The organism is Tepidanaerobacter syntrophicus (assembly GCF_001485475.2).
Taxonomy (GTDB): Bacteria; Bacillota; Thermosediminibacteria; order Thermosediminibacterales; family Tepidanaerobacteraceae; genus Tepidanaerobacter; species Tepidanaerobacter syntrophicus.
In genome coordinates this window covers 383,296-409,460 of sequence record NZ_DF977003.1, presented here as the reverse complement: position 1 = coordinate 409,460, position 26,165 = coordinate 383,296, and the positions used below count along the sequence as shown (strand labels likewise).

The following is a 26,165-nucleotide window of genomic DNA, read 5'->3' as shown; positions in this document are numbered from 1 at the left end:
TATTTATAAAAAATTATTTAGCCTTTAAAGGTAATGCTAAAAATTTAGCATTACCTTTAAAGTTTTACTTCTTTTTAAATTAGTCGATGAAACCGCTGTATTTTGCAACGATCTCCATGAGCTTAACCTGGGCTTTTACAGCATATCTGAAGTTGCTCTCAATAATTTGACCCTTCTCATCGGTTGTTCCAAGGCCGGGAGAAATCATTATATTGGCATCATATGCAACTGTAGGAATTACGCCCATCTGAGAAAGACCTGTCTGCAGCAGTTGAGTGCCGGCATACATATCTTCTATTGAGAATATCGGCAGTCCAAGCTCGCCGTCATTCCAAGTATTTTCGTAGTTGACTTCAATTGCTCTTGAATTGTAGGATTTTGATATTATTAAGCCTTTACGAATCTTAGGATGTATCTGGTCAAATTCTTCTTTAACTATCTTGTACATATCGTCTACCGGTTTCTTTAGCTCGTCCGGATTATCTATTATTTCTTTTAGTGCAGCTATCATGCCCAACATTGCTTCTTTGCCAGGATCATTTGTAACATATGCTGCTTTGCCATATGATGCTGTGGTTCCATATCTGTCACCGTGCATACCAAGAGCTCTGCGAATAGGTACCATAAACTCTTCCTTACCTATGATAAGGCCGCCTGTTGGTGATTCGCTTGCCTTATCCATACTGTAGATAATTACATCAGCGCCGCTCTTTCTGATATCATGACCAATAAACGGAACTCCCCATGCATTATCGACTACATATGGCACATCAAAATCTTTGGCTATCTCTGCCAAACGCTTCTGGAGCACAGGCACACCGTCGCTATCTTTTACGCCATATCCATAGCCCGGAGTATCATATGCAAGAGATGTGATACCTGTAAGCATTGAAGCCTGTCTTTCAGCTATCGTCTTAATCTTCTTAGCGGAAGCTTCAGGATCAACCTTTGTAAGCTGAATTGCGGGATGATACTTAATGCCATGCACTGAGTAATCTGCACCTACCAAAGGTGCGATGTATACACTTAGATTATTTTGTCTTTTTCCGTAAAAGCCTAGTTCACCGGCGGTTGCGCCTCTGTCTGCTAAAATATCTTTAAATCTGCCGGGGAAAGGTCTTCCGTATCCACCATGGTGGTGTAAATGTTTCTCATAAGGAATGATGTAGCGGGCTTGATAACCATCGCCGCGGCCTTGCATAGGAGTAGTAAATAATGCGTCAAATGTAACCCACAGTCCGGCTTCACAAGTATTTATAGGCGCTGCGTCATAATCATCACCATATACATCTTTAACTAAGCCTCTTATTTGATCTACCAATGTAGCCAAAGGAATAACTTCGGTTGCACCTTTGTCCATTGCTTCTCTTACTTTTTTTGTCAAAGGACTGGGGCATCCTGAAACAGCACCTGTAAGCCCAAACTTTCCTCTTAGTTCTGCAGGAATGCCTATTTCGTCAGCTGCTTTTCTAGCATCGGCGTAAATATTTTGGATATTTGCCTGTAAAGATTTATACATCTCAAATTTCTTTGTAAATTTAGCCATTCTAAATCCTCCTAAAAATTATTTTAACTTTACTATAAGCTCAACTTCGCAAGTAGCATCCATAGGGAGCTGATTTACGCCAACAGCTGAACGAGCATGAGCTCCTGCTTCTCCGAAAATCTCGCCTATCAATTCAGAAGCACCGTTTATAACTTTTGGCTGCTGGTTGAATCCATCTGCACTATTTACAAACCCAACTACTTTAACTACTTTTTCCACATTATCAAGGCTGCCTGCCAAAGACTTAACAATACTTAGGCAGTTTAATGCACATATCTTTGCCGCTTCATAAGCTTCTTCAACCGATACCTCTTTACCAGCTTTGCCCTTGTACTTCAGTTCGCCGCCTACAAAAGGTATCTGGCCGGCAGTATAAATATATTTGTCGACTTTAACGCCGGGAACATATGCTGCTACGGGTTTCGGTGGCTCAGGTAAGGTAATTCCCATTTCCTGCAATTTTTTTTCAAAAGACATTCAATACACCTCCTTTCAAAGATTAAAACAATGTTGTTAAAAACTAACCAATGATAACTTCATCATCAAGGTTAAGATTTCTTTCATTTCCGGAAATGCGATCCTTGCCATATATTACGATATTGTAATGGTTAGGCATGTGCGTCTCATCAAATCCTGCAATCTTCCCGATGATCTCTCCGTTAATTTTAACTTCGTCACCTGCAACAATGACTGCACTTTCCTTAACGGCAAAAAAACCTATGTATGCAATTTTATTTACTACTTCTCCGGGTTTCTTGTCTTCATCTGTTAAAATCATTTCATGCACGTCATTTGCGGCAAGACATCTTGATGGCTGTTGAATAAGATTTAGGCCGCGGTTTTCATATTTTCCGTCTAGCACCACAACAAGATTTCCCTTTAAGGGTTTTTTCTTGGCATATGGATTTGACTTAAACATTTTATCCTTATAAGGATCTCCCATTTTTTAATTTTAACCTCCTCATCATTGATGAGCTATTCTATATTATATAGATTCGACATTATTTCGGAAAATCCTTCTTTTAAATTAAATTTTTTATTCTTTTTTTTTGCAAAGTATTTTCAACTGCTTTTTTTACATCATCTATACTTTCCAAGCCAAAGTACTCCATGCAATAATCAGTTGTTGCGTAGAGTATAGGTCTTCCCGGAACATTTAGTCTATCTTTTTCAAATATAAGGTTCCGCTCCTGTAAGGTTACAAGAGCCTTTTCTGTATTTACACCTCTTATAGCTTCTATTTCAGCTCGTGTTATAGGCTGCTTAAACATTATAATAGCCAGAGTCTCCAGTGCTGCTTCAGAAAGCTGAGCCTTTGCTTTTGGCGCAAATACAGCCTCTAAATATGGAAATATCTCTGGCTTTGTTGTAAGTCTTAAGTTTTCGCCAACCTTAGAAATTGTAATGCCATGAGAGGATTTGCTATAAATTTGCTCTAAGCGATTGACGCATTTCATTATATCCTCTTCAGTCAGATCTGTCGCTTTGACTATGTCTTTCATGCTCACAGGATCTCCTGAAGCAAATAAGATACCTTCGATTATGCCCATGGCTTCATCGATATTCATTAGTTTTATCCTCCCTGTATCTTACAACAACTTTGTCGAATTGCCTATTTTGAATAGCTAAAATACGGTTCATTCTTACTAACTCTAAAATAGCCAAGAACGTTACTACGATTTCAGTCTTTGCTGCATTTTTGTAAAATGAGGCATCAAAATATATTCTAGATTTTACACGTTTTAGAATTCTGTAGATTTCTGATATTTTGCGCGAAACAGGCAGTGGGTCTTTTGATATTCTTGTAATCTTTTCCTCGCCGCGTTTGTTTTTTTGAGCAACTAAAAGGAATTTTGATTTTAATTCATTTAAACTAATATCAGGCATTGAAAAATTATCCTTAAAGATAGGCGATAAATCTTCCGGAGATTTTTTCATTACAAGCCTTTGTTCTTTTTCTGCAGATTTTAAGGCAGCCGATATCTCCTTAAACTGTTTGTATTCAACTAGCCTGTTGACTAAATCTTCCCTTGGGTCAGCTGATTCGGCCGCCTCATCGGCACTTATCGCATCGATGCCTTTATTTTGAGTCTGTAATGGTAGAATCATTTTTGATTTAATACTGAGAAGCGTTGCTGCCATTACCAAAAATTCGCTGGCCGAATCAAGCTTGTCCCTATCCATATCCTTTATAAACTCTAAATATTGCTCAGTTAAATCTGCTATAGGTATATCGTAAATATCTATTCTATTTTTTTCTATCAAATGAAAAAGAACATCAAATGGCCCTTCAAAAACTTCTGTTTTAACATTTAAAGCCATAGTCTCCACCTATTAAATTTTATAGCATTTTCATAGCATCTCTGACTTCTTCCAAGGTTTTTTCAGCTACTACTCGTGCATTTTTTGCCCCTGTATTTAAAATTTCATCAATTATTTTAGGGTTCTGCTCCAACATTTTTCTCTTTTGATGGATCGGCTCCATCCTGGCAACCATTAAGTCGGCCAAGTTCTTCTTGCATTCTACGCATCCGATTTGCCCCTTTTGGCAAGCTTCCTTCAGCTCTTGTACTTTTGCAGGTTCATTAAATACTGTATGAAATGCAAATACATTGCAGACATCCGGATGACCCGGGTCATTTTTGCGAATCCTTGCAGGGTCAGTAATCATCATTTTGACCTTTTCTCTTATTACATCAGGACTTGCAGAGATTTCTATATAATTGTCATAACTCTTACTCATTTTTCTACCGTCTATACCGGGAAGCACCATAAATTCAGTATAAAGCGCCTCGGGTTCAGGAAACACCGGCTCATAAAGGTAATTGAACCTTCGTGCAATTTCCCGGCATAATTCAACATGTGCTTCCTGGTCCTTTCCAACGGGCACCTTATTTGCTTTGTAAATTAAAATGTCTGTTGCCATAAGCACAGGATATCCTAAGAACCCATAAGTATTTATTTCTCGGGTTTCCAGTTGCTTTAACTGCTCTTTATAGGTCGGACATCTTTCCAGCCAAGACAGCGGTGTTATCATAGAGAGCAAAAGGTGTAGTTCAGCATGTTGTTTTACTTGGGATTGAACAAAAATATTACATTTTTCAGGGTCAAGGCCGACGCTTATCCAGTCGATTACCATCTGCCGGATGTTTTCCTTTATATCCTGTGTATTTTTATACTCAGTAGTAAGCGCATGCCAATCTACGACAACAAAAAAGCAATCATATTCATTCTGCAATTTTACCCAATTAGTAAGGGCACCCATCATATTTCCTATGTGTAAGCGCCCGGTAGGTCTCATCCCACTCATCACTACATTTTTATCCATAAAATATGCCTCCTGATTTGGAATTTAACTACTAAAACCGCAATAGTATTAGGTCTGATAAAATAGACAGACCATTGCTTACAAATATCATTAAAGGATTTAAAATTACGTCTAACAAGTTAAGATATATTAGGATGATTAAGATAAAGGGGCCATAACTTTCTATTTGTGAAAACTCATATGCGTATTTCGCCGGCAATACTCCCATAAGTATCTTTGAACCGTCCAAGGGTGGGATTGGAATTATATTAAAAACAGCAAGCGTAAGATTATAAATAAACAAGATATAAATGAAATTTTCCAGAATGCCATTATGAAGGATATCCAATTTTAGTATCACCATACTGGCAAACGCCAATAAGAGATTTGCAATTGGACCTGCTACAGAAACTAACATCATGCCTTTTTTAGGTTCCTTATAATAATTAGGATTTATCTCAACAGGCTTAGCCCACCCAAATTTAAAAAGCCATAACATTAAGAGGCCTATCGGATCTAAGTGAGCCAGCGGGTTTAGTGATAGTCTTCCCTGCCATTTAGGCGTCGGATCACCTAAAGAGTACGAGACTCTTGCATGGGCATATTCATGAAAAGTTATTGCAAGCAATAAAGCTGGAATTCTAAGTAGCATCTCGGGTCCTAAAAAATTTGTCATAACAATCAATTATCGCCTTTCTTATTATATTTTATTGCTTTAGACACATTATATCAAACAATATACTGCTACTGCAATTAAGATAAAATATATTGTAGTAGCCTACGATATATTTAAAATATAAGTTGCGAGCCTTAAACCTAATTATAAAAAAATATAAAGATAAAAGCAAGAAAAACAGGTAAACGAAAAAAGTGTGCATGAGCACACTTTTTAAGAATCGATAATTTATCTAAACACTTGCAGAAAACGCTTTAGCTGCGCTAGGCAGCGAAATATCATAACTTAGTAAATCCTCATATGTTTGTCTGCGCACAACCAGCCGCGCTGTTTTGTTCCTTACAAAAATTACAGCAGGTCTTGGCAGCATATTATAATTGCTTGCCATAGAATAGTGATATGCACCTGTTGTAAAGACAGCTAATATATCGCCGGGAGCAATTTTAGGCAAATCTATGTCCCAAATTAACATGTCGCCAGATTCGCAACATTTTCCGGCAATAGAAACAGTTTCCTCGGCCGGCCATTTTGCTTTATTTGCAATAGCAGCTGAGTACTTTGCATTATAAAGGGCAGGTCGTATATTATCACTCATTCCGCCATCTACACTGACATATTTTCTAATTCCTGGGATATTCTTTATGGCGCCTATAGTATATAAAGTGACGCCGGCTTCTCCAACTATCGCTCTTCCCGGTTCTATTAATATCTTAGGTGCGGATAGATTATATTTTTCACAGGATTCTATAACCGATTCAACAAGAGTTTCAAGATAGTCTCTTACTTCTAAAGGCTTATCTTCTTCTGTGTATCTTACACCGAATCCACCGCCAAAATCTATTTCTTGGGTCTTAAATCCATATTTTTCTTCAACCATCTTTGCAAAATGCACCATTATATCAGCTGCTTCTCTAAAGGGCTCTTTTTCAAATATTTGTGAGCCTATATGGCAGTGGAATCCCATCAATTTTACATTTTTAATGCTTAGTGCATTTTCTATGGCCATAAAAGCATGTCCATTTTCTAAACCAAAGCCAAATTTGGAATCAATTTGACCTGTCTTTATATAATCATGAGTATGTGCCTCGATTCCGGGCGTGAGGCGAAGAAGTATTTTTACTTTTCTGCCTGAAAGTTTACTGGTAATATCTCTTAGCAGCTCCAACTCATAGAAATTATCTACTATTATATGTCCTACCCCATGCCTTACTGCCATCTCGAGTTCATCATAGGATTTATTATTCCCATGGAAGTATATTCTTTTTGCAGGAAAATCGGCTTGAAGTGCCATGTAAAGTTCGCCACCGGATACCACATCTAAGCTTAATCCTTCTTCTTCTATTAATTTACACATTTCAACAGTAAGAAAAGCTTTTCCGGCATATATCACATCACTGTTTTTATATAAACTATTTAAATTTTCCTTATATAAACGGCAATTTTCACGTATACATTCTTCGTCCATAACATATAAGGGTGTTCCAAATTCTTTTGCAAGTTCTACAGCATCGCACCCACCTATTTCCAAATGACCAAGTTCATTAATCTTGCACGGTCCATGATACATAGGATTTCCTCCTTTTTAATACAAAAAACAGCCGGGATATTTGCCGACTGTTTTAGTTTTTTAGGCAAATACCTCTCTCTTCCTGAAGTAGCGCTTCACCAAAATCTTAGTTAAATTAAAACTTTGGTGACAGTCTTATACCTATTCGGCATAAGCCCAGCGTGGCTTTGGGGAAACCACACTTCGGCGATGGTCCCTTTCGATTTGTTTAATTGACTTTCCCAAGTCTCCACAAATTTACTCTTGACCTATCGCACCTCTACCTCAACTCTTTCTGAGATGAGGTACATATTTAATTTTTTATAACTATACCATAAGTAAGTATAAGTGTCAAGGACTTTTTTAAATCGAATCGCAAAAAGCTAAATGCAATTTTTGGTTTAATTTTAATCAGCTTCAAAGTAATAGCTTATACTACGCCCTCGGATGAGTTTTGTCATATACTTCTTTAATTTTATTTCGTGTTATGTGAGTATATACTTGTGTCGTAGATATATCAGCATGACCCAGCATTTCTTGGACAGAACGCAGGTCAGCTCCATTTTCAAGTAAATGAGTAGCAAAAGAATGCCTAAATAAATGAGGAGTTATCTTTTTTGTTATGCCGGCCTTTTTAGAATATTTTTTTAATATTTTCCAAAAACCCTGACGAGTCATGGGTTTACCTAAACGGTTTAAGTATAATACTTTGCTTTCCCTGCCATTTAATATTTTTTCTCTTGCATCATTAAGATAAAGTTTTAAATATTTTATAGCAGAGGAATTTATTGGCACTATTCGTTCTTTAGATCCTTTTCCTATGCAGCGTAAAAAACCGGTTTCTAAATTTATACTATCTGTCGACAGCGAAAGTAGTTCTGAGATTCTCATGCCTGTCGCGTACAAAAGTTCGAGCATACTTCTATCCCTTATGCCTAACGGATTTGACATATCAGGCTGGCAAAATAATGTCTTAATTTCTTCCGCACTTAACACTTTAGGCAGTCTGTGCTCGAGTTTCGGAGTATTTAAATTATCAGCAGGGTTACTGCTAATAATGTGCTCTCTAAACAAAAACTTGTAAAATGATTTTATAGCAGCACAGGTTCTAGATATAGTGCTACCGGCCTTGCCATCTTTTTGCATTAAAAGTAAATATGATACGATATTTGATTGTTGTGTCTCTTGAATGCTTTCAATATTCGCTTTTCTTAAATAGCTTATGTAGCCTTTCAGGTCTTGATTATATGCAGATATTGTATTTTTAGCAAGGCCTCTCTCAACTGATAAATACTCGAGAAAATCGTTTAAAAGGTTTTCCATATTGTCGCCTCAACTTTACCATACAAGCCACCACCACCCGCTCTTAGAATAAGGTTTTGGTTTCGCGCAGCTATTATACTGTTTGCTCTGACTTCCCCAATAACTTGAGCTAATTGATTAAAACTTGCATTTTGTAATACGTTTATTTCTGTCCCGAACTTTGCAACCAGTTCTTTTATGGTTTTTACCCCTATTCCGGGAATAAACTCTAGCGGAATCTGATAATAGTAAGGTGGTCTATGAGCAGGATGTATTGCATTTTTAAAATCAGATATCATATTTATTCTATCCAAAACGCCCAGCGTTACTTCTTTGCTGCCGCATTTCGGACATATTATTATAGGTGGTTCTTCTGATGCAATATAGTTGCATTTTTTGCAAAAAGTGCGGTGATACTTGCCCAGTTTTGGATTCAGGCCGTAATTTGCTATTATAGCATTATCATTTAATCGATTAATTGCAGAAAAAATGTTTTCAAAATCGGGAAATTGTAAGTTAAGCTTGTTGTATTCTCGTGCTATTTTTTCTAAAGAATGGGCATCTGAATTTGTTATAAAGGTTTTTTCTGATAGTTCATCTATAGTATCGGCAAAATCTGTGTCCGCACTCAGCCCCAATTCTACTGCTGCAATGCTATTGAAATGTTTTTCAAAAGCTAGAGAAAGCCTGTCATAACAGCTACCATAAAAACTTTTAAATGGCGTAAAAGCGTGAGCTGGGATTAGCTTGCCGCCAAGTTCGTATACAATTTCAGCTAGATTATCTGCTGAAAGTTTCGCTTTTTGGCAACTTAAAGTTATATTTGTAATGTATTTGGAAAGAACCTTTGAAAATTCTTTGATTTGTTCATAATATGGGAAAAAAGCAATGCTGTGCGCCGCACCTTGTTTTTCAGTAGTTTCAATTTCTGCTCCCAAAATAACTGTAAGCTTGTTTTTATATCTTAAACCTCCGCCAGGCAAAATAGTCAGCAGACCACACTCTACCTGCTCAGCTATTTCATCGAGAACATATGGGGAAGCACAATCTACTACCCCTACAATATCGATGCCTTTATTGTTAATACAATAATCGTAAATATTTTGTAAAGTTAAACTGCGAGAAGCTGTAATCTTAATTGGTTTATTTTTTGCTCGTCCAATGTGGACATGTAAATCTGCAAAGTATTCCATTTTAATTATCACCAATGATAGATCTTGCAAGGAGTAATCCGGTAATTGTTTTTCCGTCGGTAATCTGGCCGTTAGATATTTTTTCAACAGCCTCTTCTAAAGGTATGGCTTCTGCTTGAAGATACTCATCAAAATCGGCTTCTAAACTTTTCTTTTCCAAGTCAGTAGCCAAAAACAGATGAATTATCTCATTAGAAAAACCGGGAGAGGTATAAAAACTTATAACGTATTTAATGGCCTTTGGAAAATAGCCAGTTTCCTCCATAAGCTCTCTTACTGCACATTCTTCTTTTGACTCCCCTTCTTCTAGCTTTCCGGCAGGTATTTCTAGTAAAACTTTTTCGATAGCCTTTCTATACTGTCTTACCATTAGTACATTATTGTTGTTATCTATTGCAACTATCGCAACAGCACCGGGATGTTCTACTATCTCTCTTGTAGATTTTCTCCCATTCGGAAGCATAACCTCATCTACGCGAAGCTTTATAAAGCGACCGGAAAAAATATTTTTTGAGTTTAAAGTAGTTTCATAAAAATCCATTTTTGTTCTCCTATTTATTAATTTCCTTTTATCTTTTTAGCCATGGCTAGCATTTCCTTAGCATGAGCAATAGTATTGTCTGTAATTTTAGCGCCGCCAAGCATTCGAGCCAGTTCATCTACACGCTTATCTCCATCTATCTTATAAACCTTGGTAACCGTAGTATCTCCTGTGCTTTCCTTTTTAATTAGAAAATGAGTATCACCTAAACTTGCAATCTGTGGTGAGTGAGTTACGCAGAGAATTTGATGAGTTCTGCTTATCTTAGAAAGTTTTTCTCCCACAGCCTGGGCGGTTCTACCACCAATTCCCGCATCAATTTCATCAAAAATCATGCAGGAAATATTGTCAACTTCTGCTATTATGCTCTTTAAAGCTAACATAATACGAGAAGATTCTCCCCCTGAAATAATCTTGGCAAGTGGCTTTAACGGCTCTCCGTAATTTGTGGAGATTAGAAATTCTACATTATCAATTCCATCTTCTGACACAGAAATCTTTTTGTCATCAATTTCTATGCCCTTTGGATCCTCGGTTAACCCCATATGGACTTTAAAATTGACATTTTTCATCCCTAAATCGCTTAATTCCTTTAAAATGTCTTGCTCTAGTTTTTCTGCCACTACTTTTCGCTTTTCGCTAAGCTCCAGGGCGTTTTCAGCTAAGGATTTTTTTATCTGTTCATATTCAATCTTCAGTTCTTTGATTTCATCCTCTGTATTTATAACGTTATCTAATTCCGCAATAGCATTAGCTTTATAATCTAACAGCTCCGGTATTGTTTTCCCATATTTTAACTTAAGCCTGTTTATCAATTCTAATCTTTCATTGATTGTATTGAGTTTTTCAGCGTCGAAATCTACTGAATCCTTGAGTTCTCTTATTGTAAACGAGATATCTTCTAACTCATATAAAATATTTTTCAACGATTCTAAAATATTTTCAATCGGTTTATAGAACCCCTTGATATCCTCAAGAGAATCGATAACTTTGCTCAAATTGTCGTTTATGGAAGGTATTTCATAGTTTTGATACAAAGTTGTGTAAGCAAATTCTAAAGCACTAAATATTTTTTCAGCATTTTCGATGACTTTTTTTTCTTCTTCTAGTAATATATCTTCATCAGGTAATAGTTGAGCCTTATCTAGCTCGTCAATCTCGAACTTAAGTATTTCTTGTTGCTTTGAAAAATCCAGATATTTTTTTTCAAGTGTGCTGATTCTGCTGTTTATTTGTCGATACTTTTTATAAAGTTCGCTTACTTTTTCCTTGGAGTCTGATATAATTTTCGAGCCGAGAGAATCTAAAATATTAAGATGGTTTTTACTATCCAGTAGTGCTTGATGTTCGTGCTGTCCATGAATATCAATTAATAGTTTTCCTATTTTTTTTAACACGCCAACAGGAACAAGCCTGCCATTTACGCGAGCGAAACTGCGCCCTTCTTTGTTTACCTCTCTGCTGATTATCAGAGTATCGTCTTCCGCGTCTATGCCATATTCTGTTAAAATATCTTCAATGGCAGGGTTTTTGTAATCAAAAACTGCTTCTACACTTGCGCTTTCACTTCCGGTTCGGATAAAATCCGTAGAAGCTCTCTCTCCAATGATAAGATTTACCGCATCTATAATTATAGATTTCCCCGCACCTGTTTCTCCAGTTAAAATATTTAATCCGGGACCAAAAGAAATAGACAAATTATCAATTAACGCATAGTCTCGAATAGAGAGGTTAAGGAGCATGTCATGCCTCCTATTTCATAATCTCTTCGAATTTATTTAAAATGTCATCAACAGCCTTTTTAGATTTTGCTATAACTAAAATGGTGTTGTCTCCAGCTATGGTTCCCAGTATTTCAGGCCAATTAAGACCGTCAATAGCTTCTCCCACAGCCGGAGCAGTCCCTGAAGAAGTTTTTATTACTATAAGGTTGCCTGCCGAAGCAAAATTTGTTATGGATTCTTTAAAAATTTTAAGCAACCTGTCCGATGAAACTGACATATTTTCAGGTGCTTCCGCGTAGCAGTAACGTCCGTTATCTTTTAAAACTTTTATAAGTTTTAGTTCTTTAATATCCCTAGATACTGTTGCCTGGGTGACGTCAAAGCCTGCTTTTCTCAATTCAGCTGCTAGTTCTTCTTGAGTTTCTATTGGTTTTTCTTTTATAATTTCACGAATTTTGAAGTGCCTTTTTTGTTTCATTAATGCACCTCCGTGGATGTTTTATGGTATTTATGTAATTACTCGCTCAACTTTTTTCTGAGGACATCATAAAAACTTCTTTCCTTCAAACGGATTAAGCGAGTTAAAAAATTCGACTTTTTTATTATAATTTGATCACCAGGAAGCAGCTTGTATCCTTGCTGGCCATCGACGGTGAGCATAATTTCCGGATGATCCGCCAGAAGCTTTACTTTTATAACATCATTCTCTGATACTACGATTGAACGGCTGCGAAGTGTATGGGGACAAATCGGTGTAAGCAACAGCAGATTCATATTTGGGTGGATTATCGGCCCGCCGGCCGAAAGAGAATACGCAGTAGAGCCCGTAGGGGTTGCAATAATCAGGCCATCTGCCGGATATGTATCTATGTATTCCTCATTTGCATATGTTTTAAGGCGAATCAATCTTGCAAAAGGACCTTTTGTCACTACCGCATCATTTAAAGCTAGAAATTTTTCCAGCACTTCTCCGTCTCGCACAACCTGTGTCTCTAGCATCATCCGATAATCTATAGTGTAAGAGTTTTTGCTGAATCGTTCAAGATCAGTATATAAATCTGCAAGCTCTATTTCTGTTAGAAAGCCCACATGGCCTAAGTTTATTCCCAGTATTGGTATTTTATATGGTGCCACATGCCTTGCAACATTTAAGAGGGTACCATCCCCTCCTAAGGTTACGGCAATATCGATTCTTTGAAAAAAGTCTTCAGTTTCTATGGAATGTTCTGATATGCTCAGAACATCAGCAATATCCTTGGGTAGTACTACTGAATAGCCTCTACTCTCAAGCCAATTTATCAATCCACTTACCAATTTAGTTAAATTTTTTTTATTTACATTAGGATATAAACCAAGTGTTGTCAATTGTATCATCCCCTAGCCAAGAAACCAATAATAAAACCTGCAAGAAGCAAAATAAAGTAAAATATTAAGCGCTTTATATAAGAGAGACCGCTGTTTTTTACTTGCAATATAGAATATTCCACTGTACGAATCTTTTTTCTTTCCATATCAATTAAAATTAACCCATGCGGTCTATATACCATAAAATACTCTAGCAGCTGTCTCCTTGTTCCGCTGTGTTTAGGTGATGTAACTTTTTTACCGGATTTTACTTCGGCAATATATATCTTATTACTTTTTTTTATTATCATATCTGCTCTTACTGTAATTTTATGAGGCTTGCCATCGACAGAAAGTATATATTCTCTTTCACTTTGTAAATCAACTATTTCAAAACCTTTGCTCTCAACAAATTCAATAGCTTTAAATTCGCTTTTTCGCGCTTTTTCCATCTTTTTCCGCAAGCTGCGGTTCTTTAAAAATCTTAAAATATTAACGGTTATAATTGCGCCGAATATAGTACCTGCCATTAACAAAAAAATATAATCCATTTTTTTATCCTATGACAGTTCATTGTGAGATTTATTGACTATAGCTTCAATATCAATAATAGAATTATCCGTCCTGTCTTTCCTAAAATGAGCAAGATACTCTATATTGCCTTTTGGGCCTTTTATCGGAGAATAGGTTAAATTAATTACGTATAATCCGCACTGATTAGCACTTGAAATTACATCAGAGATAGCTCTTACGTGAAGTTTGGCGTCTTTTACCACACCATGTTTGCCTACTTCTTCACGCTTTACCTCAAATTGAGGTTTTATCAAAGTTATCAGATCACCTTCTGGCTTTAAAAGTTCATAAAAAACATTAAATACCTTTGATAAGGAAATAAAGGAAAGATCTGCTGTAATTAAATCTACCTGCTCTCCGACATCTGTAAGGGTGAAATGTCTTACATTCTTTCTTTCCATAACAATTACCCTATTATCTTCTCTGAGACTGTAAGCAAGCTGACCATATCCTACGTCTACGGCATAAATCCTTTTTGCGCCTCTTTTTAACATGCAATCAGTAAAACCTCCGGTAGAAGCACCGGCGTCTAAAACAACCTTGTCTCTTACGTTTACTGCAAAAACTTCTAATGCTTTTTCCAGCTTCAGTCCGCCTCTGCTTACATAAGGACACATTTTTTGTTTTAGCGTAATATTGCTTTCTACGCTAACTAATGTCCCGGGTTTATCAACTACATTGTTGTTTACAAGCACATTGCCGCACATTATTTCTGCTTTTGCTTTCTCCCTGCTTTCAAATATACCATTTTTGACTAATAAAATATCAAGCCTTTCTTTTTTCTGGTCCATTATGATCAATTTCTCTCCTGCTTTTTTCGCTTAGCTCCGTTGCTCTTAGGCAAAATATCAATATGTAGCTTGTTGTTTAGAATATATAAAAACAGTGCTACATTTTGCACAACTGTTTTTGAATTATTTATAGCAATACTTTTGCCGGCAGCCTTACCGCCTACCGTCAGCATGGAAATTAAACCGGTAAGTATCATTTTGATTATAATTTCCTTATTGCTGCCTCCTTGGACCGCTATTTTCACTACTATCGCGGCACCTGCGGCACCACTTATAATCCCACAAATATCTCCTACGATATCATTGCAAAAATTTGACACGATATCAGCATTTTTCACGAGTCTCACCGCTTCTTTGCCGCCGGGAGTCTTATCTGCAGCCATAGCATGAAAAGGTGCTTCGTTTGCTGAAGCAACAGCTATCCCAATTATATCAAAAATGATGCCAATAGCAATTATAATAAGCAAAATAATCAGCGAAACAATTATATTCACTTTATCTAATAACATTTCCGAGATAAAACTAAAAAAAACAGAGAGTCCAAAAGCCATCATACAAGCTCTGTATACCCATCTGGTTTTTGAACTCTCATTATTCTTCTTAGATTTCTTGTCTTCTGAATCGAGGTTCAATAAATTACCTCCATTTTTATACGTGAGCAGGCGGTAATAGGCAGGGTAAATTTTGTGGCTTAGGTCTAGCAGGATTTCCCCGGCAGACATCTAATCGTTGCCGAAAAGACGGTTCCCCTTTAAGTCCACCGCTGCTTTGTTGCCAAAAACAGGGCTAGATTGCCACTTAGTCCACACTGTAATCCCCTGTCTATCTCCTTGCGGAACAGTCTAGGAGTTTTCCTCACCAAAACCTGACTCCTCCTAGCCTCTTTTGCAGGATGGATTTCAAAGGTAAAGATTTGATATGCGGTTTGGCCAAACCACATATCAAGTAACATCCTTTTTCCGCCCATCCCACTCAAGGCAGGCTACGCTGCACCCAACATTCATCGGATGCAGGTTCACACCCTAAGCCGTAACTTTCAGTATTTTCTTGGAGCCACGCACTTAGGTCTCCGCGGAGGTAGGGTCAACGCCTACATGCCATTGTAGATCGCCCCATCCTCCTTACTCCCAGCACCAGCCCCCGACTGGGCGTCAGCGGCCAGCACCAAGAACTTCATCGATGTGCCCTCGACGGATTTTTAGCCCCGCCTTCAGAGGAGTGGTTTTGACTAGAATACTGCACCGCCTGCTCCTGCTTTGACATTTATTATAACACAAAAAACGCTAAAATTCAATAATTGGAGTTCAGGCCTTAGTGGTCTCGGTTTGCTATAAATTCAATTAAATTCATAAAAAACTCATTATTAGGATAATCTGATATTAGATCTTTAGCTTCATTCGAAAGTTTATTTACCAGTCTCAAAGATTCTTCAAGACCTAATATGCTGACAAAGGTATTTTTATGATTCCTTAAATCACTTCCTATCGGTTTTCCTAAAATAGATTCATCGCCTTTAACATCTAAGATATCATCTACAATCTGAAAGACTAATCCTATTTTATCTCCCAGATCTTTGAATAAAGAGAGATCTCTTGGAGAAGCACCGGCAAGCCTGGCTCCCGCCCATGTTGCAACACTAATTAATGCTCCTGTTTTGTGGGTGCTTATATAAAAAAGTGTATCTATGTCAATATCCTTCCCTACTGTATCGATGTCGGCAGTCTGCCCGCCCACCATTCCACATCCTCCGGCTGCAATCGATATTTCACGCACTATATCAATCACTGCCTCAGGTAAAATTCCATCTATACCATAATTTGAAGCTATTGCGCAAAAAGCATGCGTAAGCAGCGCATCTCCTGCTAAAAGCGCTATAGCCTCTCCAAATTTTTTGTGACATGTCGGTTTTCCGCGCCTTAAATCATCATTGTCCATGGCAGGAAGATCGTCATGTATTAGTGAATATGAGTGTATCATTTCAATGCCACATGCAGTTGGAATAACTTTTTCATAAGAAAGCCCAAAAAATTCTGCAGACTTCATTACCAGAATCGGTCTTAGTCTTTTTCCTCCCGATAAAACGCTGTAGGTCATTGCATTGTATAACTTTAAAGGCAGCGTATCCTTTTGAGGCAGATAGTTTATAAGCTCATTGTCGATAATCTGAGACATATGCTTCATTTCTTTTTCAAAATCATTCACCTGCTTCTAAGCCTCCGTCAAAATCCTTTATCACAAAATCGCCATTTAGGTCTTTTGTTAAAACTTGTACTTTCCCCTCAGCCTCATCTAAAATTTTTGAGCATATTTTGATAAGCTTTATACCTTCCTCAAAAAATGAAAGCGCTTCTTCTAAGGTAAGATCACCTTTCTCTAGTTGTCCTGCAATATACTCTAATCTTGCTATCGCATCTTCGTATTTGTACTCAGTATTCAAGTATTCTCATTCCCCTCTTTGCATTCCTTTACATTGCATACAAGGCTGCCTTCTGACAACAATATTACAACCATGTCTCCTTCTTTGGCATCTTTTGCGCTTTTTATTATCCTTTTAGAATCAGCATCCATGCAAATACTGTAACCTCTCTTTAGTATAGAAATAGGACTTAAAACCTCAAGCTTATCTGTATAGGTATTCAGCAGGGCTCTCTTTTCTGATAAATATATATCCATTTCTCTTAGAAGTTTTTTTATAATTTCATCTAATGCAAGGCGGTTATTAATAATATAGGTTTGCGGCCTTTTAAAAACAGGAAGTTTGCTTAAATATTCAAGTTTTTGTCTTTCGGTACCTATATACCTTGCCATTGCATTAAGCAATCTCAAATTCAGGTGCCTTATTTCATTTTTAAGAACAGCTTTTGAGGGCACCGCCATTTCTCCCGCGGCCGATGGAGTCGGTGCCCTTTTATCTGCAACAAAATCGCTTATGGTATAATCGGTTTCATGGCCTACCGCTGAAATAACCGGAATGCCAGAGCTTGCAATTGCCCTTGCTACTTTTTCTTCATTGAACGCCCATAATTCCTCTATGGATCCTCCGCCTCTTCCAACAATTATCACATCTATGTTACCTAATTTATTTAATTCGTCTATAGCAGCACAGATCTCATCAGCGGCTCCGGTTCCCTGAACTAAAGTAGGGGCGATAACGATATCTACGTTAGGGAATCGCCTTTTTATTACCGTAAGCAAGTCTCTTATCGCAGCTCCGGTAGGTGATGTAACTATTCCTATTTTTTTTGGCAAAAAAGGTATGGGTCTTTTTCGCTCTGCGCCAAAAAGACCTTCCTTGTCTAATTTAGCTTTAAGCTTTTCAAAGGCAATATGCAATGCTCCGATTCCGTCTGGCTGTAAGTCTTCTGCATAAAGTTGATATTCTCCGTTTTTTGCAAAAACGCTTATAAAGCCTAAGACTATTACCCTCATTCCATTTTCAGGAGTAAAAGGAAGGAGCCTATTAGCATCCCTAAACATCACACATCGTATTTGAGATTTTTCATCCTTTAAAGTAAAATACATATGACCAGATACATGATGCTTAAAGTTTGAAATCTCTCCTCTGATATAGACCTGTCGCAAAATTTCATTAGAATCAAAAAGACTTTTTATAATGGTTGTAACTTCGCTTACTGTAAAAATGGGTTTCAAGATAAACCTCCGTTAAGCAAAATCGGTTTATTTGCTTTCATATTCTCTGACTACCGATCCTAAAAGGCCATTTATAAATTTATAAGACTTTTCATCACTGTATTTTTTTGCTATTTCAACAGCTTCATTTATTGAGACACTTGCAGGTATGTCATCTCTATAGAGAATTTCATATATCGCAATCCTTAGAATATTCCTGTCCGAAGAAGCCATGCGATTAACTTTCCAATCGCCGGAATACTTATTTATAATCTCGTCTATAGATTCCAAATTGTTCAAAACACCATTGACCTCATCAAGAACAAATTTTTTCTGTCCTTGATCATTTAAAGAAGGGATAGCAATTTCCATTGCTTCTTCAATTGTATTCTCTCCTACATCAATTGCAAAGAGTATTTTAAAAGCTTGTTCTCGTGCGGTTTTCCTACTCAAAAAAGTACACTCCTCATCTTTTTGCGGAATGAAAAATATTATTTACTTTTTCCCTAATATCTTTGTCGCCACTTAGATATTTGCCAACATAATATCCTATAGCACCGCATAATACAATAAATAAAGTTTTCAAAAATCCGACTGCAAGTATCATTATACCAATTAGAACACCGATTATGCAACCGATTATCTCATTGCGATGCTCGGCCCATAATTCTTGCAAGAAGTTCAATATTATCACCTCTCATTTTGAAGCTTTCGGTTTGGACTGATTAGAAATATTAGTTATATTTATCTGGATATCACTTACCGGAACACCCGCAGTAGTTTCTATATAGTTTTTAATAGTATTTTGAAGTTCTGCAGCTATATCAGGTATTACAACATCATAATTTACAACAAGTTTCAATATTATTGATACGCCCTTGTCTTGTCTTTTTACAATTATAGTTGAATCCTTTATATTCTCATTATCTTTAATAACTTTAAGAACTAAGCTTTCTACTGCGTCAAGCGTAATAGCAATTTTTCCTAATTCATCACTTTTTATTATCGTTTCTCGAACTTTTTTATTTGATTTTAGGCTGTAAAACAAAAATCTTATTCCAATTAGAAGTAAAACAATGCCTGTTGCCAACGCTTCGGTTCGTCCATATAAAAGAGTTAAACCCGCAATTGCATATTCGAATCTTATTGTTTTTAAGGAAAACATAATTACGGCTATAGAAACTAGAGAAAAAACCAAGGAATAAATAGCAAGTAAAAATCTATCAAAAAAATTCATGCATAAAACCTCCCTAATTTAAGTTAACCCCCTGAATTGTTGCCAGGGGGCATATATTATTTACTGTCATTTTCTTTTTCAGCAGGAAGACCAAAGCTTACACCTTGCACATGAATATTTACATCTGTCACAGACAATCCAGTCATATTTTCAATAGCCTTTTTAACATTTTCTTGAATATTCCATGCAACCTCAGGTATCCTTACGCCATAATCCACGATAATATACAAATCAACAGTAACATTTTTATCGTTTACCGCGACTTTTACACCTTTTGACAAATTCTTACGTCCTAAAATTTCAGTAATATCTCCTACAACACCGCCGCTCATACCTGCTACTCCTTCTACTTCTGTAGCAGCAAGGCCGGCTATAACACTAATTACATCATCGGAAATTTTTATAGAACCTTTTTCGCTGTCAAAATTCTGATCTGCACTCATCGCAAACTCCCCTTTCAAAATGATTTTGCATTTCAAAGTTATTATAACAAGCTGGTTATTTTAATACAACTCCCATGTAATGCATATTAGCATAAAAAGAGGGGTATCCCTCTTTTTATAAACTTTTGCTTGTGAACTATTCACCACTTATTCATTCATTCGTTGAAGTGGGAGCTTCTTGGTCAATAACAGTAGCCTGCCAAGTTTACCCAAGCTCTAAGGGTAGTCCCTACCCCAATAATAATTTTTAGCTATGGTTTGGCTATCGCCATGGTTATTAGCAATTTATCTCCCACTTATAAAAGATGGGAGATAAATTGCTAAAGAGGGTCAAATTACTGCTCTATATCTATTACTGCGTTGCAATTCGGGCATTCTGCTTTATTGTCTTCTATAAAATCTTTATCTATATATACTACTTCGTGGCAATTTGGACAATCGACTTCGATAAACCCTTCATCATCGAATTCGTAGTCCTCGTCATCCTCATAATCGTCGTAATCTTCATCATCACCGTATACTTCTGACTCTAACTCGCCAAGATCTTCATCAATACTCTCCATATATTCTTGAGTATCTTCCATCATCACTTCTAGATCATCAACTGCTTCTGCTATATCGCTCATTACATTTATTATTTCTGTTATGGCTCTTTTTGTTTTTGCATCCTCAATATCAAGACCATCTACCAGTCCTTTTAAATAAGATACTTTTAAGCTGACATCACGCATGTTAATTCCTCCTATTCATTTTTATACTCTACTTAAGTATTCTCCTGTTCTCGTATCTATCCTTACAACATCGCCGATCTCAATAAAAAGCGGCACCTGGACTACTGCTCCAGTTTCAAGGGTTGCAGGCTTAGAACCGCCTGTTGCTGTATCTCCTTTGAACCCAGGTTCTGTCTGAGTGACCGTAAGCTCAACAAAAGTTGGCATTTCAACTCCTATAGGAGCTCCGTCATAAAAAGTTACAACAACCTCCATATTTTCCTTTAAATAATTAACCGCATCACCTAATTGGTCCTTTGTAAGCGGAACCTGCTCAAAGGTTTTTGTATCCATAAAGTGATATACATCGCCTTCGGAATACAAATACTGCATATTTTTTCTTTCTATTATAGCTCGGTTAAGTTTTTCGCCTGCTCTAAAAGTTTTTTCAAAGACTTGTCCCGTCTTAACATTTTTGATTTTTGTCCTGACGAAAGCAGCGCCTTTTCCTGGTTTTACATGTTGAAAATCTACTACTGTATACACTTCTCCGTCAATCTCTACAGTAACACCGGTTCTTAAATCATTAGTTGATATCAAGTAAAGCACCTCCACTTTTGACTATAGCACATTTTGCAAATTAGCTTTTGCAGCATAACAAGAATCATATCTGTGACTTTGTCATTTAATAATATATCATATTTTAGTTTGTTTGAATATAGGTTTTAAGTTATATTCAAAGATAATAAAGGCTTATTCTTGCGGTAAGTTTGCATAATGTAAATGAATCAAGCGGCAGACTATCAATAGCCTCCAAGCTTAATTCTTCAACCTTTAAGAATCTAGAATAGTTCTCCATCTCATCTAAAAATTCCAGCAAAACCTCGTAAATGCCTTCGGCGCTAATTTCTATAGGAATAACATTTATTTCGGAATTCCCTATGTGTTCTATTCTTGTCTGGTCTGGGTAAATCGAAACTATCTTTACCTGCTTATCGTTGCTCCATCTTTCGATGTCCTTGAGAAACTTAGGAATCTCCTTATTTTTAGGGATGCATTTTTCAGCTTTTTGAGCTAAGTGTGCATCGTTTTCATAGATATTAATGTACTCTGTTTTAGTGTTTAAAGCTTCTTCCAGTTGTGATTTTAAGTCTCGATTCCTTATCAATTTCGGATATAGCACAAAATAAAATGCACATACAAGAAGGCAAATGGTTGTCAAAACTACCAGGTTGTCTTCAGATCTTTTAAGATATTTCTTTAAACTTAAAAATTTAAATTTCAATTGCAAATCAATCCTTAGCAAGTTCTACAAGTAATTCAAAATCATAATTTGCCGTAAATTCGCTTTTCGCTTCCTGGCGGCGAACAAATCCTAATTGAATATCTGAAACATCTTCGGCATTTGCGAAATTCTCCATAGCTTCTGCCACAGATGCGTTATCAACAGCATGGCAATAGAAGTTGAGCAATCTGTCTTCACCGGCTTTTAAGGAAATTATGGAAACACTATCAGGTACCACTTTTACAAGCTCATCTATTTTGCGGGCATAATATATTTTGGTTTTAGACAAATCTTTGTATGCATTTTGTCTTTTATTTAAATCCTCTGGCGTAAGTTCAAATTCTCCAGTTTTTTTAATCTCCAGGATGTCTTTATGAACACTTCTAATTTCCTCTTTGAGCAAATCGTTAGATCTATTTATGAGAACGGTAGAAGACAGGAACAATAAAATAAAAATGCATGCTCCGAAAACAAAAATTGGGCGGCGAGTTTTTCTAGACATTTTTGTTAACATTTCTGATGGCATAAGATTTAACTTGTGCATTTTACCTACCTCTTAACGCAAGACCGATTGCACTGAAATAATCTAATATATCAGAATTTAACTTTATGTTTGCGGAAATATGGTCTACTGCAAATTCCGCTCCCATAAAAACTTCAACATGAAAGTGTTTTTCAAGTACGGCCTTACAGTACTTTGATTTGCTTCCTTCTCCCGCAATAACTATTTTTTCAATTTTTTGCCCGCCATTTCGCATATAAAATTCGAAAGTCCTTGAGATTTCAATTATAAAATTTTTATATGACATAGGAAAAGAATCTATGTTTTCCCAATCAGCTTGCTTATCAGCTTCGTTTATATTAAAAAAATCAAGGTTTCTTACTAGAATAATTTCCCCGTCATTTAAAATCGTTATTTCGCTATAATCAAAATCCAAATCAATTATAGCAATTGGGTCATAATTTTTTTGAACCTGAATTACACAAGCATTTGCAAGAGGATATACATCTAGGGAATTTGGAAAAATACCGGCGTCTAAAGCAATCTTGGCATAATTTTTTGCTATGCCTTCCGGCACTGCTGCTATTAATATACTGCAAGTATTTTTGCCGTGGTATAAAACCTCATAATCGCTGATAAATTTCATGCCAAAAGTTGCCAAAAACTCTTGAGTTTCCCAAAATATAGCCTCTTTTAATTCTCTCTTACTAAGGCGCGGCAATTGAATCTGCCGAAAGAGAGCATACTTACTCGAAATTCCAATAATAATTTTTCCGGAAAATATGTCTTTTATTTCTATAAAGCATTTATTCATAATGCTCTTTTCCAATGGAGTTTCCGGAATTAGTTTGCCAATCGGATTTTCTATTTTATAAAAGTTCTTGACGAAATATGATCTTCTGTTTATTGTTACATTTGCAATTTTTATATCTTTTGCTCCAATGTCTATTCCTGTATGTAGCGAACTTTGCAGCATTGATAAAACTCCTTACTCATGATGTGGGTTCCTGGAAACAATATCCATTGCTTTTAGCAGCTGTATAATAACATCAGTGCGGTATTGCCTATTTAAAAGATCTGTTTTGGCATATACTTCGCCTTTCTTAGTTACCACATACTTTGTCGGCAAATTATTTAACGCAATGGCCATAATATCAAGACGGCAATGCTCGCACTTGCAAATATCCCTATCTCTCATAAGCTCTTCTAAAAGTAAAGCAACGATATCTTCCATATAGTTTTTTAACTTGAATTCGCTATTTTGCTCCATTTTATCAATACCCCTTATACTAGAATAAGATTACTTTTTAAGAACTTTTTAATTTACCCATAAGCCAAAAGGCGTAAGTTTTGTTGTTAACACAGAATTGCTGTTTTTCGCTTTTAAAAAAATTTCTACAGAATGTTTTCCTGATCGACTAAAACTTACTTGGCCTAATTCAGCCACAGGATTTACTCCATTGTTCTTTTTTCGATAAAGCACTCCATTACTAAAGTAATATATAATTTTCTCGCCACTGCCGCTTATTATTTTTATCTCATTTTCCGATAGTGACTCAATGGTTTTGGCCTGCTTTACGGTAGTTGAAAGCCACAAAAAGGCTTGTCTGATATTTTGACTGTCAAAAATCTTGGCATTTTCGCTATCGTAGGACTTTTGTCCGCTGCTGTAAAGCATAAAAGCCGTGGTAAGCACAAGGCTTAAAAGTCCTAAAGAAAGAATAAGTTCAATAAGAGTAAAACCATCTCTGCTGTCAGTATTTTCCCCGATATGTTGCAACTTCTACCTCCTGGTTATCTCCCTTTATTGTTACAGTTATCATCAACAGATTTTCATTTTTTACCAGATATTTTATGCTTCGTGCAAAACTATAATTATCTAATTTTACAATGTCTTTTTGTTGATACGTAAGTTTTTTAAGCAGTTCCTCAAAAGAAAACGATTTTAACTCCTCTATTGTATCTTGCGCCAAAGCCGTGGCCAGCATCATCTCCTCTGTTCTTCTATTTGATTTTACGCTTTGAGAAAAAAGTCCGCAAAATGGAATTGTCATCAAAGAAAGTAGTGTTACAGCAACTATTATTTCGATAAGCGTCGAACCTTTTTCGTTAGATTCTTGGAGGTATTTTATCAATTCTCACCCTCCCTGTTGCTACAGAAACTATTACATAAATTGTATCATCTCCATTTGTCAGTGCTATGGTGCCTCCTTGATTAGGCGCTCCCGATGGGCCAAATATTATAGTTTTGCCGACATTTGTATAGCTGGTCCAGCTAAAAATTACATTTTTCGGTAGTTTTACAAATTTACCGTATTTGCCGGCAAGTATTTGATAATTATCTCCACGTTCCAGGTCTATTACTATTTTATATGGTATGCCTTCGACCATAGATTTTTGCTGTGCTAGGCGAATGTTTTCTGCAAGTTCAAAAGCAGCTGTTTTAAGATCAGAATTTGCGGCGTTTTTCTTAAAATCAGGAAGTGCTATACCGGCCAATAATCCGAGTAATGATATGACAACAACTAATTCAATTAAAGTATATCCTCTGCAATCTTTATAGTCATATATCATTTGTAATTCGTTTAAAACCCCCCCTTTAAAATAAATTGTAAACATCAAACATGGGAATTACAACCGAAATCACTATAAATGAGACTAAAATCGTCATAAATATTATCATTACAGGTTCAATAAGGACAGTTATCTTGTCGGAAAGGATCTTAACTTCCTCTTCGTAAAAAGAGGCTGCTTTATCTAGCATTTCTGCAAGATTCCCTGATTCCTCCCCTATAAATATCATTTCTAATGCCAGGGGAGAAAAAATATTATCAGGCATGAGACCGGCTAAATTTTTCCCTTGTTTCAGCCCCTCCCATACGGCATATAGCTCTTTTTTAATAAACTGATTCTTTACAGTGCCCATTGAAATTTCCAGTGCTTTTAAAATAGGTATTCCACTAGATACCAAAATATTTAGCAGCTTTATTACCTGCGCAGAGGTTTCGTTTTTTATGAGCTTACCTATCAAAGGAATTGAAAGTTTTAATTCATCTATACGGCATGCAATAGAAAACGACTTCTTGGATTGCAGAGTAATAAAAAATATTGAAGATAAAAAAATAAGGATGCCCAAGCAAAATTCTACCATATTTGAACTTACCGATATAAGAATCCGAGTAACTCTAGGTAGTTGCACTCCGGCCGATGAAAATATGTTAGCGTAGACCGGCAAAACTTTGGTTGATAGGAAAATGATTGTCCCGATTGATGCAACGCCTAATATTGCAGGGTATGTCAGTGCGTTTTTTATTTTCTCACTTTGCTTTGAATTACTTGAATAATATTCAGATAATAACTGTAACGCCTCGCTTAAATTTCCTGATATCTCCCCGGCTTCAATAGCGGAAATGAAAACATCAGAAAATGCATATGGGTAGTTTTTGCAGGAGTCAGAAAGGGAGCTGCCGCGCTCTACTTGTCGGCTTATATTCATAATAATCTTGTGCAATTTACTATTTTTTGTCTGTTTTGCTATAGAGCTAAGGCTTTCTACAATACTAACACCTGAATCGAGCATAATTGCAAGGTGTCTGCAAAATATTGCAAGTTCAAAAAAAGTTATTCTATTAAAAAGAGCTGCTAAAATATATATAAAACTGTTTTTGTCTATGCTTTTAATCTTAACAGGTATGTAACCGTCGTTTTTTATCTTTTTTGCAACTGCGTAATCGCTTTCTGCCTCTACCATGCCAATTGTCTTGCTGCCGGCAAAATTTTTGCCTTTATAATAGTAAAGTGACATTATTATCCAT

34 protein-coding genes and 1 riboswitch are annotated in these 26,165 nt (G+C 36.4%); all 34 genes read right to left on the bottom strand.

Annotated features, from left to right (window positions below; translation table 11 throughout):
- Positions 1-79 precede the first annotated feature (79 nt).
- Positions 80-1,546: a hypothetical protein gene (locus TSYNT_RS10880; protein ID WP_059033965.1), complete on the bottom strand. Its 1,467-nt coding sequence runs from the start codon at positions 1,544-1,546 to the stop codon at positions 80-82.
- A gap of 18 nt (positions 1,547-1,564) precedes the next feature.
- Positions 1,565-2,023 carry a RidA family protein gene (locus TSYNT_RS10875; RefSeq protein ID WP_059033962.1) on the bottom strand — a complete coding sequence of 153 codons (459 nt, stop codon included), beginning with the start codon at positions 2,021-2,023 and terminating at the stop codon, positions 1,565-1,567.
- 43 nt (positions 2,024-2,066) lie between these two features.
- Positions 2,067-2,489: a DUF6917 domain-containing protein gene (locus TSYNT_RS10870; RefSeq protein ID WP_059033959.1), complete on the bottom strand. Its 423-nt coding sequence runs from the start codon at positions 2,487-2,489 to the stop codon at positions 2,067-2,069.
- A gap of 79 nt (positions 2,490-2,568) precedes the next feature.
- On the bottom strand, positions 2,569-3,114 hold the full coding sequence (scpB, locus tag TSYNT_RS10865) for an SMC-Scp complex subunit ScpB (protein ID WP_059033957.1): 546 nt from the start codon (positions 3,112-3,114) through the stop codon (positions 2,569-2,571).
- Positions 3,101-3,868, bottom strand: a complete 768-nt coding sequence (locus TSYNT_RS10860; RefSeq protein ID WP_059033955.1) for a segregation and condensation protein A — start codon at positions 3,866-3,868, stop codon at positions 3,101-3,103. The genes scpB and TSYNT_RS10860 overlap by 14 nt, the downstream gene beginning before the upstream one ends.
- Positions 3,869-3,887: 19 nt before the next feature.
- Positions 3,888-4,874, bottom strand: a complete 987-nt coding sequence (gene trpS, locus TSYNT_RS10855; RefSeq protein ID WP_059033954.1) for a tryptophan--tRNA ligase — start codon at positions 4,872-4,874, stop codon at positions 3,888-3,890.
- A 31-nt stretch (positions 4,875-4,905) separates the two neighbouring features.
- Positions 4,906-5,529 carry a site-2 protease family protein gene (locus TSYNT_RS10850; RefSeq protein WP_059034344.1) on the bottom strand — a complete coding sequence of 208 codons (624 nt, stop codon included), beginning with the start codon at positions 5,527-5,529 and terminating at the stop codon, positions 4,906-4,908.
- A 232-nt stretch (positions 5,530-5,761) separates the two neighbouring features.
- Positions 5,762-7,096, bottom strand: a complete 1,335-nt coding sequence (gene lysA, locus TSYNT_RS10845) for a diaminopimelate decarboxylase (protein WP_059033951.1) — start codon at positions 7,094-7,096, stop codon at positions 5,762-5,764.
- Positions 7,097-7,176: 80 nt separating this feature from the next.
- Positions 7,177-7,366, bottom strand: a riboswitch (Lysine riboswitch).
- Positions 7,367-7,510: 144 nt separating this feature from the next.
- Positions 7,511-8,398, bottom strand: a complete 888-nt coding sequence (gene xerD / locus TSYNT_RS10840) for a site-specific tyrosine recombinase XerD (RefSeq protein WP_059033949.1) — start codon at positions 8,396-8,398, stop codon at positions 7,511-7,513.
- Positions 8,383-9,570, bottom strand: a complete 1,188-nt coding sequence (locus TSYNT_RS10835; RefSeq protein WP_059033948.1) for an endonuclease Q family protein — start codon at positions 9,568-9,570, stop codon at positions 8,383-8,385. The genes xerD and TSYNT_RS10835 overlap by 16 nt, the downstream gene beginning before the upstream one ends.
- 1 nt (position 9,571) lies before the next feature.
- Positions 9,572-10,111 carry an NUDIX hydrolase gene (locus tag TSYNT_RS10830; protein ID WP_059033946.1) on the bottom strand — a complete coding sequence of 180 codons (540 nt, stop codon included), beginning with the start codon at positions 10,109-10,111 and terminating at the stop codon, positions 9,572-9,574.
- Between the two features lie 17 nt (positions 10,112-10,128).
- Positions 10,129-11,853, bottom strand: a complete 1,725-nt coding sequence (recN, locus tag TSYNT_RS10825; protein ID WP_059033944.1) for a DNA repair protein RecN — start codon at positions 11,851-11,853, stop codon at positions 10,129-10,131.
- A gap of 10 nt (positions 11,854-11,863) precedes the next feature.
- On the bottom strand, positions 11,864-12,313 hold the full coding sequence (locus TSYNT_RS10820; RefSeq protein ID WP_059033942.1) for an arginine repressor: 450 nt from the start codon (positions 12,311-12,313) through the stop codon (positions 11,864-11,866).
- 38 nt (positions 12,314-12,351) lie between these two features.
- The gene (locus TSYNT_RS10815) at positions 12,352-13,209 is read right to left on the bottom strand and encodes an NAD(+)/NADH kinase (RefSeq protein WP_059033940.1); all 858 of its coding nucleotides are present in this window, start codon (positions 13,207-13,209) and stop codon (positions 12,352-12,354) included.
- A complete protein-coding gene (locus tag TSYNT_RS10810; protein ID WP_059033939.1) occupies positions 13,206-13,730 on the bottom strand; it encodes a hypothetical protein in 525 nt (174 codons plus the stop codon). The genes TSYNT_RS10815 and TSYNT_RS10810 overlap by 4 nt, the downstream gene beginning before the upstream one ends.
- Positions 13,731-13,739: 9 nt before the next feature.
- Positions 13,740-14,543 (bottom strand): TlyA family RNA methyltransferase, encoded by an 804-nt coding sequence (locus tag TSYNT_RS10805; protein WP_059034342.1) that lies wholly within the window; start codon positions 14,541-14,543, stop codon positions 13,740-13,742.
- A gap of 5 nt (positions 14,544-14,548) precedes the next feature.
- Entirely contained in the window at positions 14,549-15,175 is a 627-nt protein-coding gene (locus TSYNT_RS10800; protein ID WP_059033937.1) for a hypothetical protein, read from the bottom strand.
- A gap of 679 nt (positions 15,176-15,854) precedes the next feature.
- Complete coding sequence (locus tag TSYNT_RS10790) at positions 15,855-16,745, bottom strand: polyprenyl synthetase family protein (protein ID WP_059033933.1); 891 nt, start codon at positions 16,743-16,745, stop codon at positions 15,855-15,857.
- Entirely contained in the window at positions 16,738-16,980 is a 243-nt protein-coding gene (locus TSYNT_RS10785; RefSeq protein ID WP_059033931.1) for an exodeoxyribonuclease VII small subunit, read from the bottom strand. Before TSYNT_RS10785 ends, TSYNT_RS10790 begins: the two co-directional genes overlap by 8 nt.
- Positions 16,977-18,194 carry an exodeoxyribonuclease VII large subunit gene (xseA, locus tag TSYNT_RS10780; protein ID WP_059033928.1) on the bottom strand — a complete coding sequence of 406 codons (1,218 nt, stop codon included), beginning with the start codon at positions 18,192-18,194 and terminating at the stop codon, positions 16,977-16,979. Before xseA ends, TSYNT_RS10785 begins: the two co-directional genes overlap by 4 nt.
- 27 nt (positions 18,195-18,221) lie before the next feature.
- Entirely contained in the window at positions 18,222-18,626 is a 405-nt protein-coding gene (nusB, locus tag TSYNT_RS10775; RefSeq protein ID WP_059033926.1) for a transcription antitermination factor NusB, read from the bottom strand.
- 13 nt (positions 18,627-18,639) lie between these two features.
- Positions 18,640-18,867 (bottom strand): DUF2273 domain-containing protein, encoded by a 228-nt coding sequence (locus tag TSYNT_RS10770; protein ID WP_373877519.1) that lies wholly within the window; start codon positions 18,865-18,867, stop codon positions 18,640-18,642.
- Positions 18,868-18,870: 3 nt separating this feature from the next.
- Positions 18,871-19,410 carry an alkaline shock response membrane anchor protein AmaP gene (gene amaP / locus TSYNT_RS10765; RefSeq protein WP_238142716.1) on the bottom strand — a complete coding sequence of 180 codons (540 nt, stop codon included), beginning with the start codon at positions 19,408-19,410 and terminating at the stop codon, positions 18,871-18,873.
- Positions 19,411-19,466: 56 nt separating this feature from the next.
- On the bottom strand, positions 19,467-19,853 hold the full coding sequence (locus TSYNT_RS10760) for an Asp23/Gls24 family envelope stress response protein (RefSeq protein WP_059033919.1): 387 nt from the start codon (positions 19,851-19,853) through the stop codon (positions 19,467-19,469).
- Positions 19,854-20,188: 335 nt separating this feature from the next.
- Complete coding sequence (locus TSYNT_RS10755) at positions 20,189-20,584, bottom strand: CD1247 N-terminal domain-containing protein (protein ID WP_059033917.1); 396 nt, start codon at positions 20,582-20,584, stop codon at positions 20,189-20,191.
- 21 nt (positions 20,585-20,605) lie between these two features.
- On the bottom strand, positions 20,606-21,163 hold the full coding sequence (efp, locus tag TSYNT_RS10750; RefSeq protein WP_059033915.1) for an elongation factor P: 558 nt from the start codon (positions 21,161-21,163) through the stop codon (positions 20,606-20,608).
- 136 nt (positions 21,164-21,299) lie between these two features.
- The gene (gene pilO / locus TSYNT_RS10745) at positions 21,300-21,848 is read right to left on the bottom strand and encodes a type 4a pilus biogenesis protein PilO (protein WP_059033913.1); all 549 of its coding nucleotides are present in this window, start codon (positions 21,846-21,848) and stop codon (positions 21,300-21,302) included.
- Between the two features lie 7 nt (positions 21,849-21,855).
- On the bottom strand, positions 21,856-22,392 hold the full coding sequence (locus TSYNT_RS10740; protein WP_059033911.1) for a PilN domain-containing protein: 537 nt from the start codon (positions 22,390-22,392) through the stop codon (positions 21,856-21,858).
- A 1-nt stretch (position 22,393) separates the two neighbouring features.
- Positions 22,394-23,326, bottom strand: coding sequence for a type IV pilus biogenesis protein PilM (pilM, locus tag TSYNT_RS10735; RefSeq protein WP_059033909.1), 933 nt, complete (start codon positions 23,324-23,326; stop codon positions 22,394-22,396).
- 12 nt (positions 23,327-23,338) lie between these two features.
- A complete protein-coding gene (locus tag TSYNT_RS10730) occupies positions 23,339-23,620 on the bottom strand; it encodes a late competence development ComFB family protein (RefSeq protein ID WP_059033906.1) in 282 nt (93 codons plus the stop codon).
- A 48-nt stretch (positions 23,621-23,668) separates the two neighbouring features.
- Positions 23,669-24,130, bottom strand: coding sequence for a prepilin-type N-terminal cleavage/methylation domain-containing protein (locus TSYNT_RS10725; protein WP_059033904.1), 462 nt, complete (start codon positions 24,128-24,130; stop codon positions 23,669-23,671).
- A complete protein-coding gene (locus TSYNT_RS10720; protein ID WP_238142715.1) occupies positions 24,105-24,485 on the bottom strand; it encodes a type IV pilus modification PilV family protein in 381 nt (126 codons plus the stop codon). The genes TSYNT_RS10725 and TSYNT_RS10720 overlap by 26 nt, the downstream gene beginning before the upstream one ends.
- Positions 24,460-24,924, bottom strand: a complete 465-nt coding sequence (locus tag TSYNT_RS10715; protein ID WP_059033902.1) for a prepilin-type N-terminal cleavage/methylation domain-containing protein — start codon at positions 24,922-24,924, stop codon at positions 24,460-24,462. The genes TSYNT_RS10720 and TSYNT_RS10715 overlap by 26 nt, the downstream gene beginning before the upstream one ends.
- Before the next feature lie 25 nt (positions 24,925-24,949).
- On the bottom strand, positions 24,950-26,155 hold the full coding sequence (locus TSYNT_RS10710) for a type II secretion system F family protein (protein WP_238142714.1): 1,206 nt from the start codon (positions 26,153-26,155) through the stop codon (positions 24,950-24,952).
- Positions 26,156-26,165 lie beyond the last annotated feature (10 nt).

Coding starts and splice junctions, on each gene's coding strand:
- TSYNT_RS10875 (WP_059033962.1), bottom strand. CDS start 2,023: ATGTCTTTTGAAAAAAAATTGCAGGAAATGGGAATTACCTTACCTGAG.
- TSYNT_RS10715 (WP_059033902.1), bottom strand. CDS start 24,924: ATGATATATGACTATAAAGATTGCAGAGGATATACTTTAATTGAATTA.
- trpS (WP_059033954.1), bottom strand. CDS start 4,874: ATGGATAAAAATGTAGTGATGAGTGGGATGAGACCTACCGGGCGCTTA.
- TSYNT_RS10740 (WP_059033911.1), bottom strand. CDS start 22,392: ATGCACAAGTTAAATCTTATGCCATCAGAAATGTTAACAAAAATGTCT.
- TSYNT_RS10880 (WP_059033965.1), bottom strand. CDS start 1,546: ATGGCTAAATTTACAAAGAAATTTGAGATGTATAAATCTTTACAGGCA.
- TSYNT_RS10860 (WP_059033955.1), bottom strand. CDS start 3,868: ATGGCTTTAAATGTTAAAACAGAAGTTTTTGAAGGGCCATTTGATGTT.
- TSYNT_RS10755 (WP_059033917.1), bottom strand. CDS start 20,584: ATGCGTGATGTCAGCTTAAAAGTATCTTATTTAAAAGGACTGGTAGAT.
- TSYNT_RS10830 (WP_059033946.1), bottom strand. CDS start 10,111: ATGGATTTTTATGAAACTACTTTAAACTCAAAAAATATTTTTTCCGGT.
- TSYNT_RS10805 (WP_059034342.1), bottom strand. CDS start 14,543: ATGGACCAGAAAAAAGAAAGGCTTGATATTTTATTAGTCAAAAATGGT.
- amaP (WP_238142716.1), bottom strand. CDS start 19,410: ATGAATTTTTTTGATAGATTTTTACTTGCTATTTATTCCTTGGTTTTT.
- TSYNT_RS10710 (WP_238142714.1), bottom strand. CDS start 26,155: ATGTCACTTTACTATTATAAAGGCAAAAATTTTGCCGGCAGCAAGACA.
- TSYNT_RS10760 (WP_059033919.1), bottom strand. CDS start 19,853: ATGAGTGCAGATCAGAATTTTGACAGCGAAAAAGGTTCTATAAAAATT.
- TSYNT_RS10815 (WP_059033940.1), bottom strand. CDS start 13,209: ATGATACAATTGACAACACTTGGTTTATATCCTAATGTAAATAAAAAA.
- TSYNT_RS10835 (WP_059033948.1), bottom strand. CDS start 9,570: ATGGAATACTTTGCAGATTTACATGTCCACATTGGACGAGCAAAAAAT.
- lysA (WP_059033951.1), bottom strand. CDS start 7,096: ATGTATCATGGACCGTGCAAGATTAATGAACTTGGTCATTTGGAAATA.
- TSYNT_RS10870 (WP_059033959.1), bottom strand. CDS start 2,489: ATGGGAGATCCTTATAAGGATAAAATGTTTAAGTCAAATCCATATGCC.
- xerD (WP_059033949.1), bottom strand. CDS start 8,398: ATGGAAAACCTTTTAAACGATTTTCTCGAGTATTTATCAGTTGAGAGA.
- pilM (WP_059033909.1), bottom strand. CDS start 23,326: ATGCTGCAAAGTTCGCTACATACAGGAATAGACATTGGAGCAAAAGAT.
- recN (WP_059033944.1), bottom strand. CDS start 11,853: ATGCTCCTTAACCTCTCTATTCGAGACTATGCGTTAATTGATAATTTG.
- TSYNT_RS10730 (WP_059033906.1), bottom strand. CDS start 23,620: ATGGAGCAAAATAGCGAATTCAAGTTAAAAAACTATATGGAAGATATC.
- TSYNT_RS10850 (WP_059034344.1), bottom strand. CDS start 5,529: ATGACAAATTTTTTAGGACCCGAGATGCTACTTAGAATTCCAGCTTTA.
- scpB (WP_059033957.1), bottom strand. CDS start 3,114: ATGAATATCGATGAAGCCATGGGCATAATCGAAGGTATCTTATTTGCT.
- TSYNT_RS10810 (WP_059033939.1), bottom strand. CDS start 13,730: ATGGATTATATTTTTTTGTTAATGGCAGGTACTATATTCGGCGCAATT.
- TSYNT_RS10820 (WP_059033942.1), bottom strand. CDS start 12,313: ATGAAACAAAAAAGGCACTTCAAAATTCGTGAAATTATAAAAGAAAAA.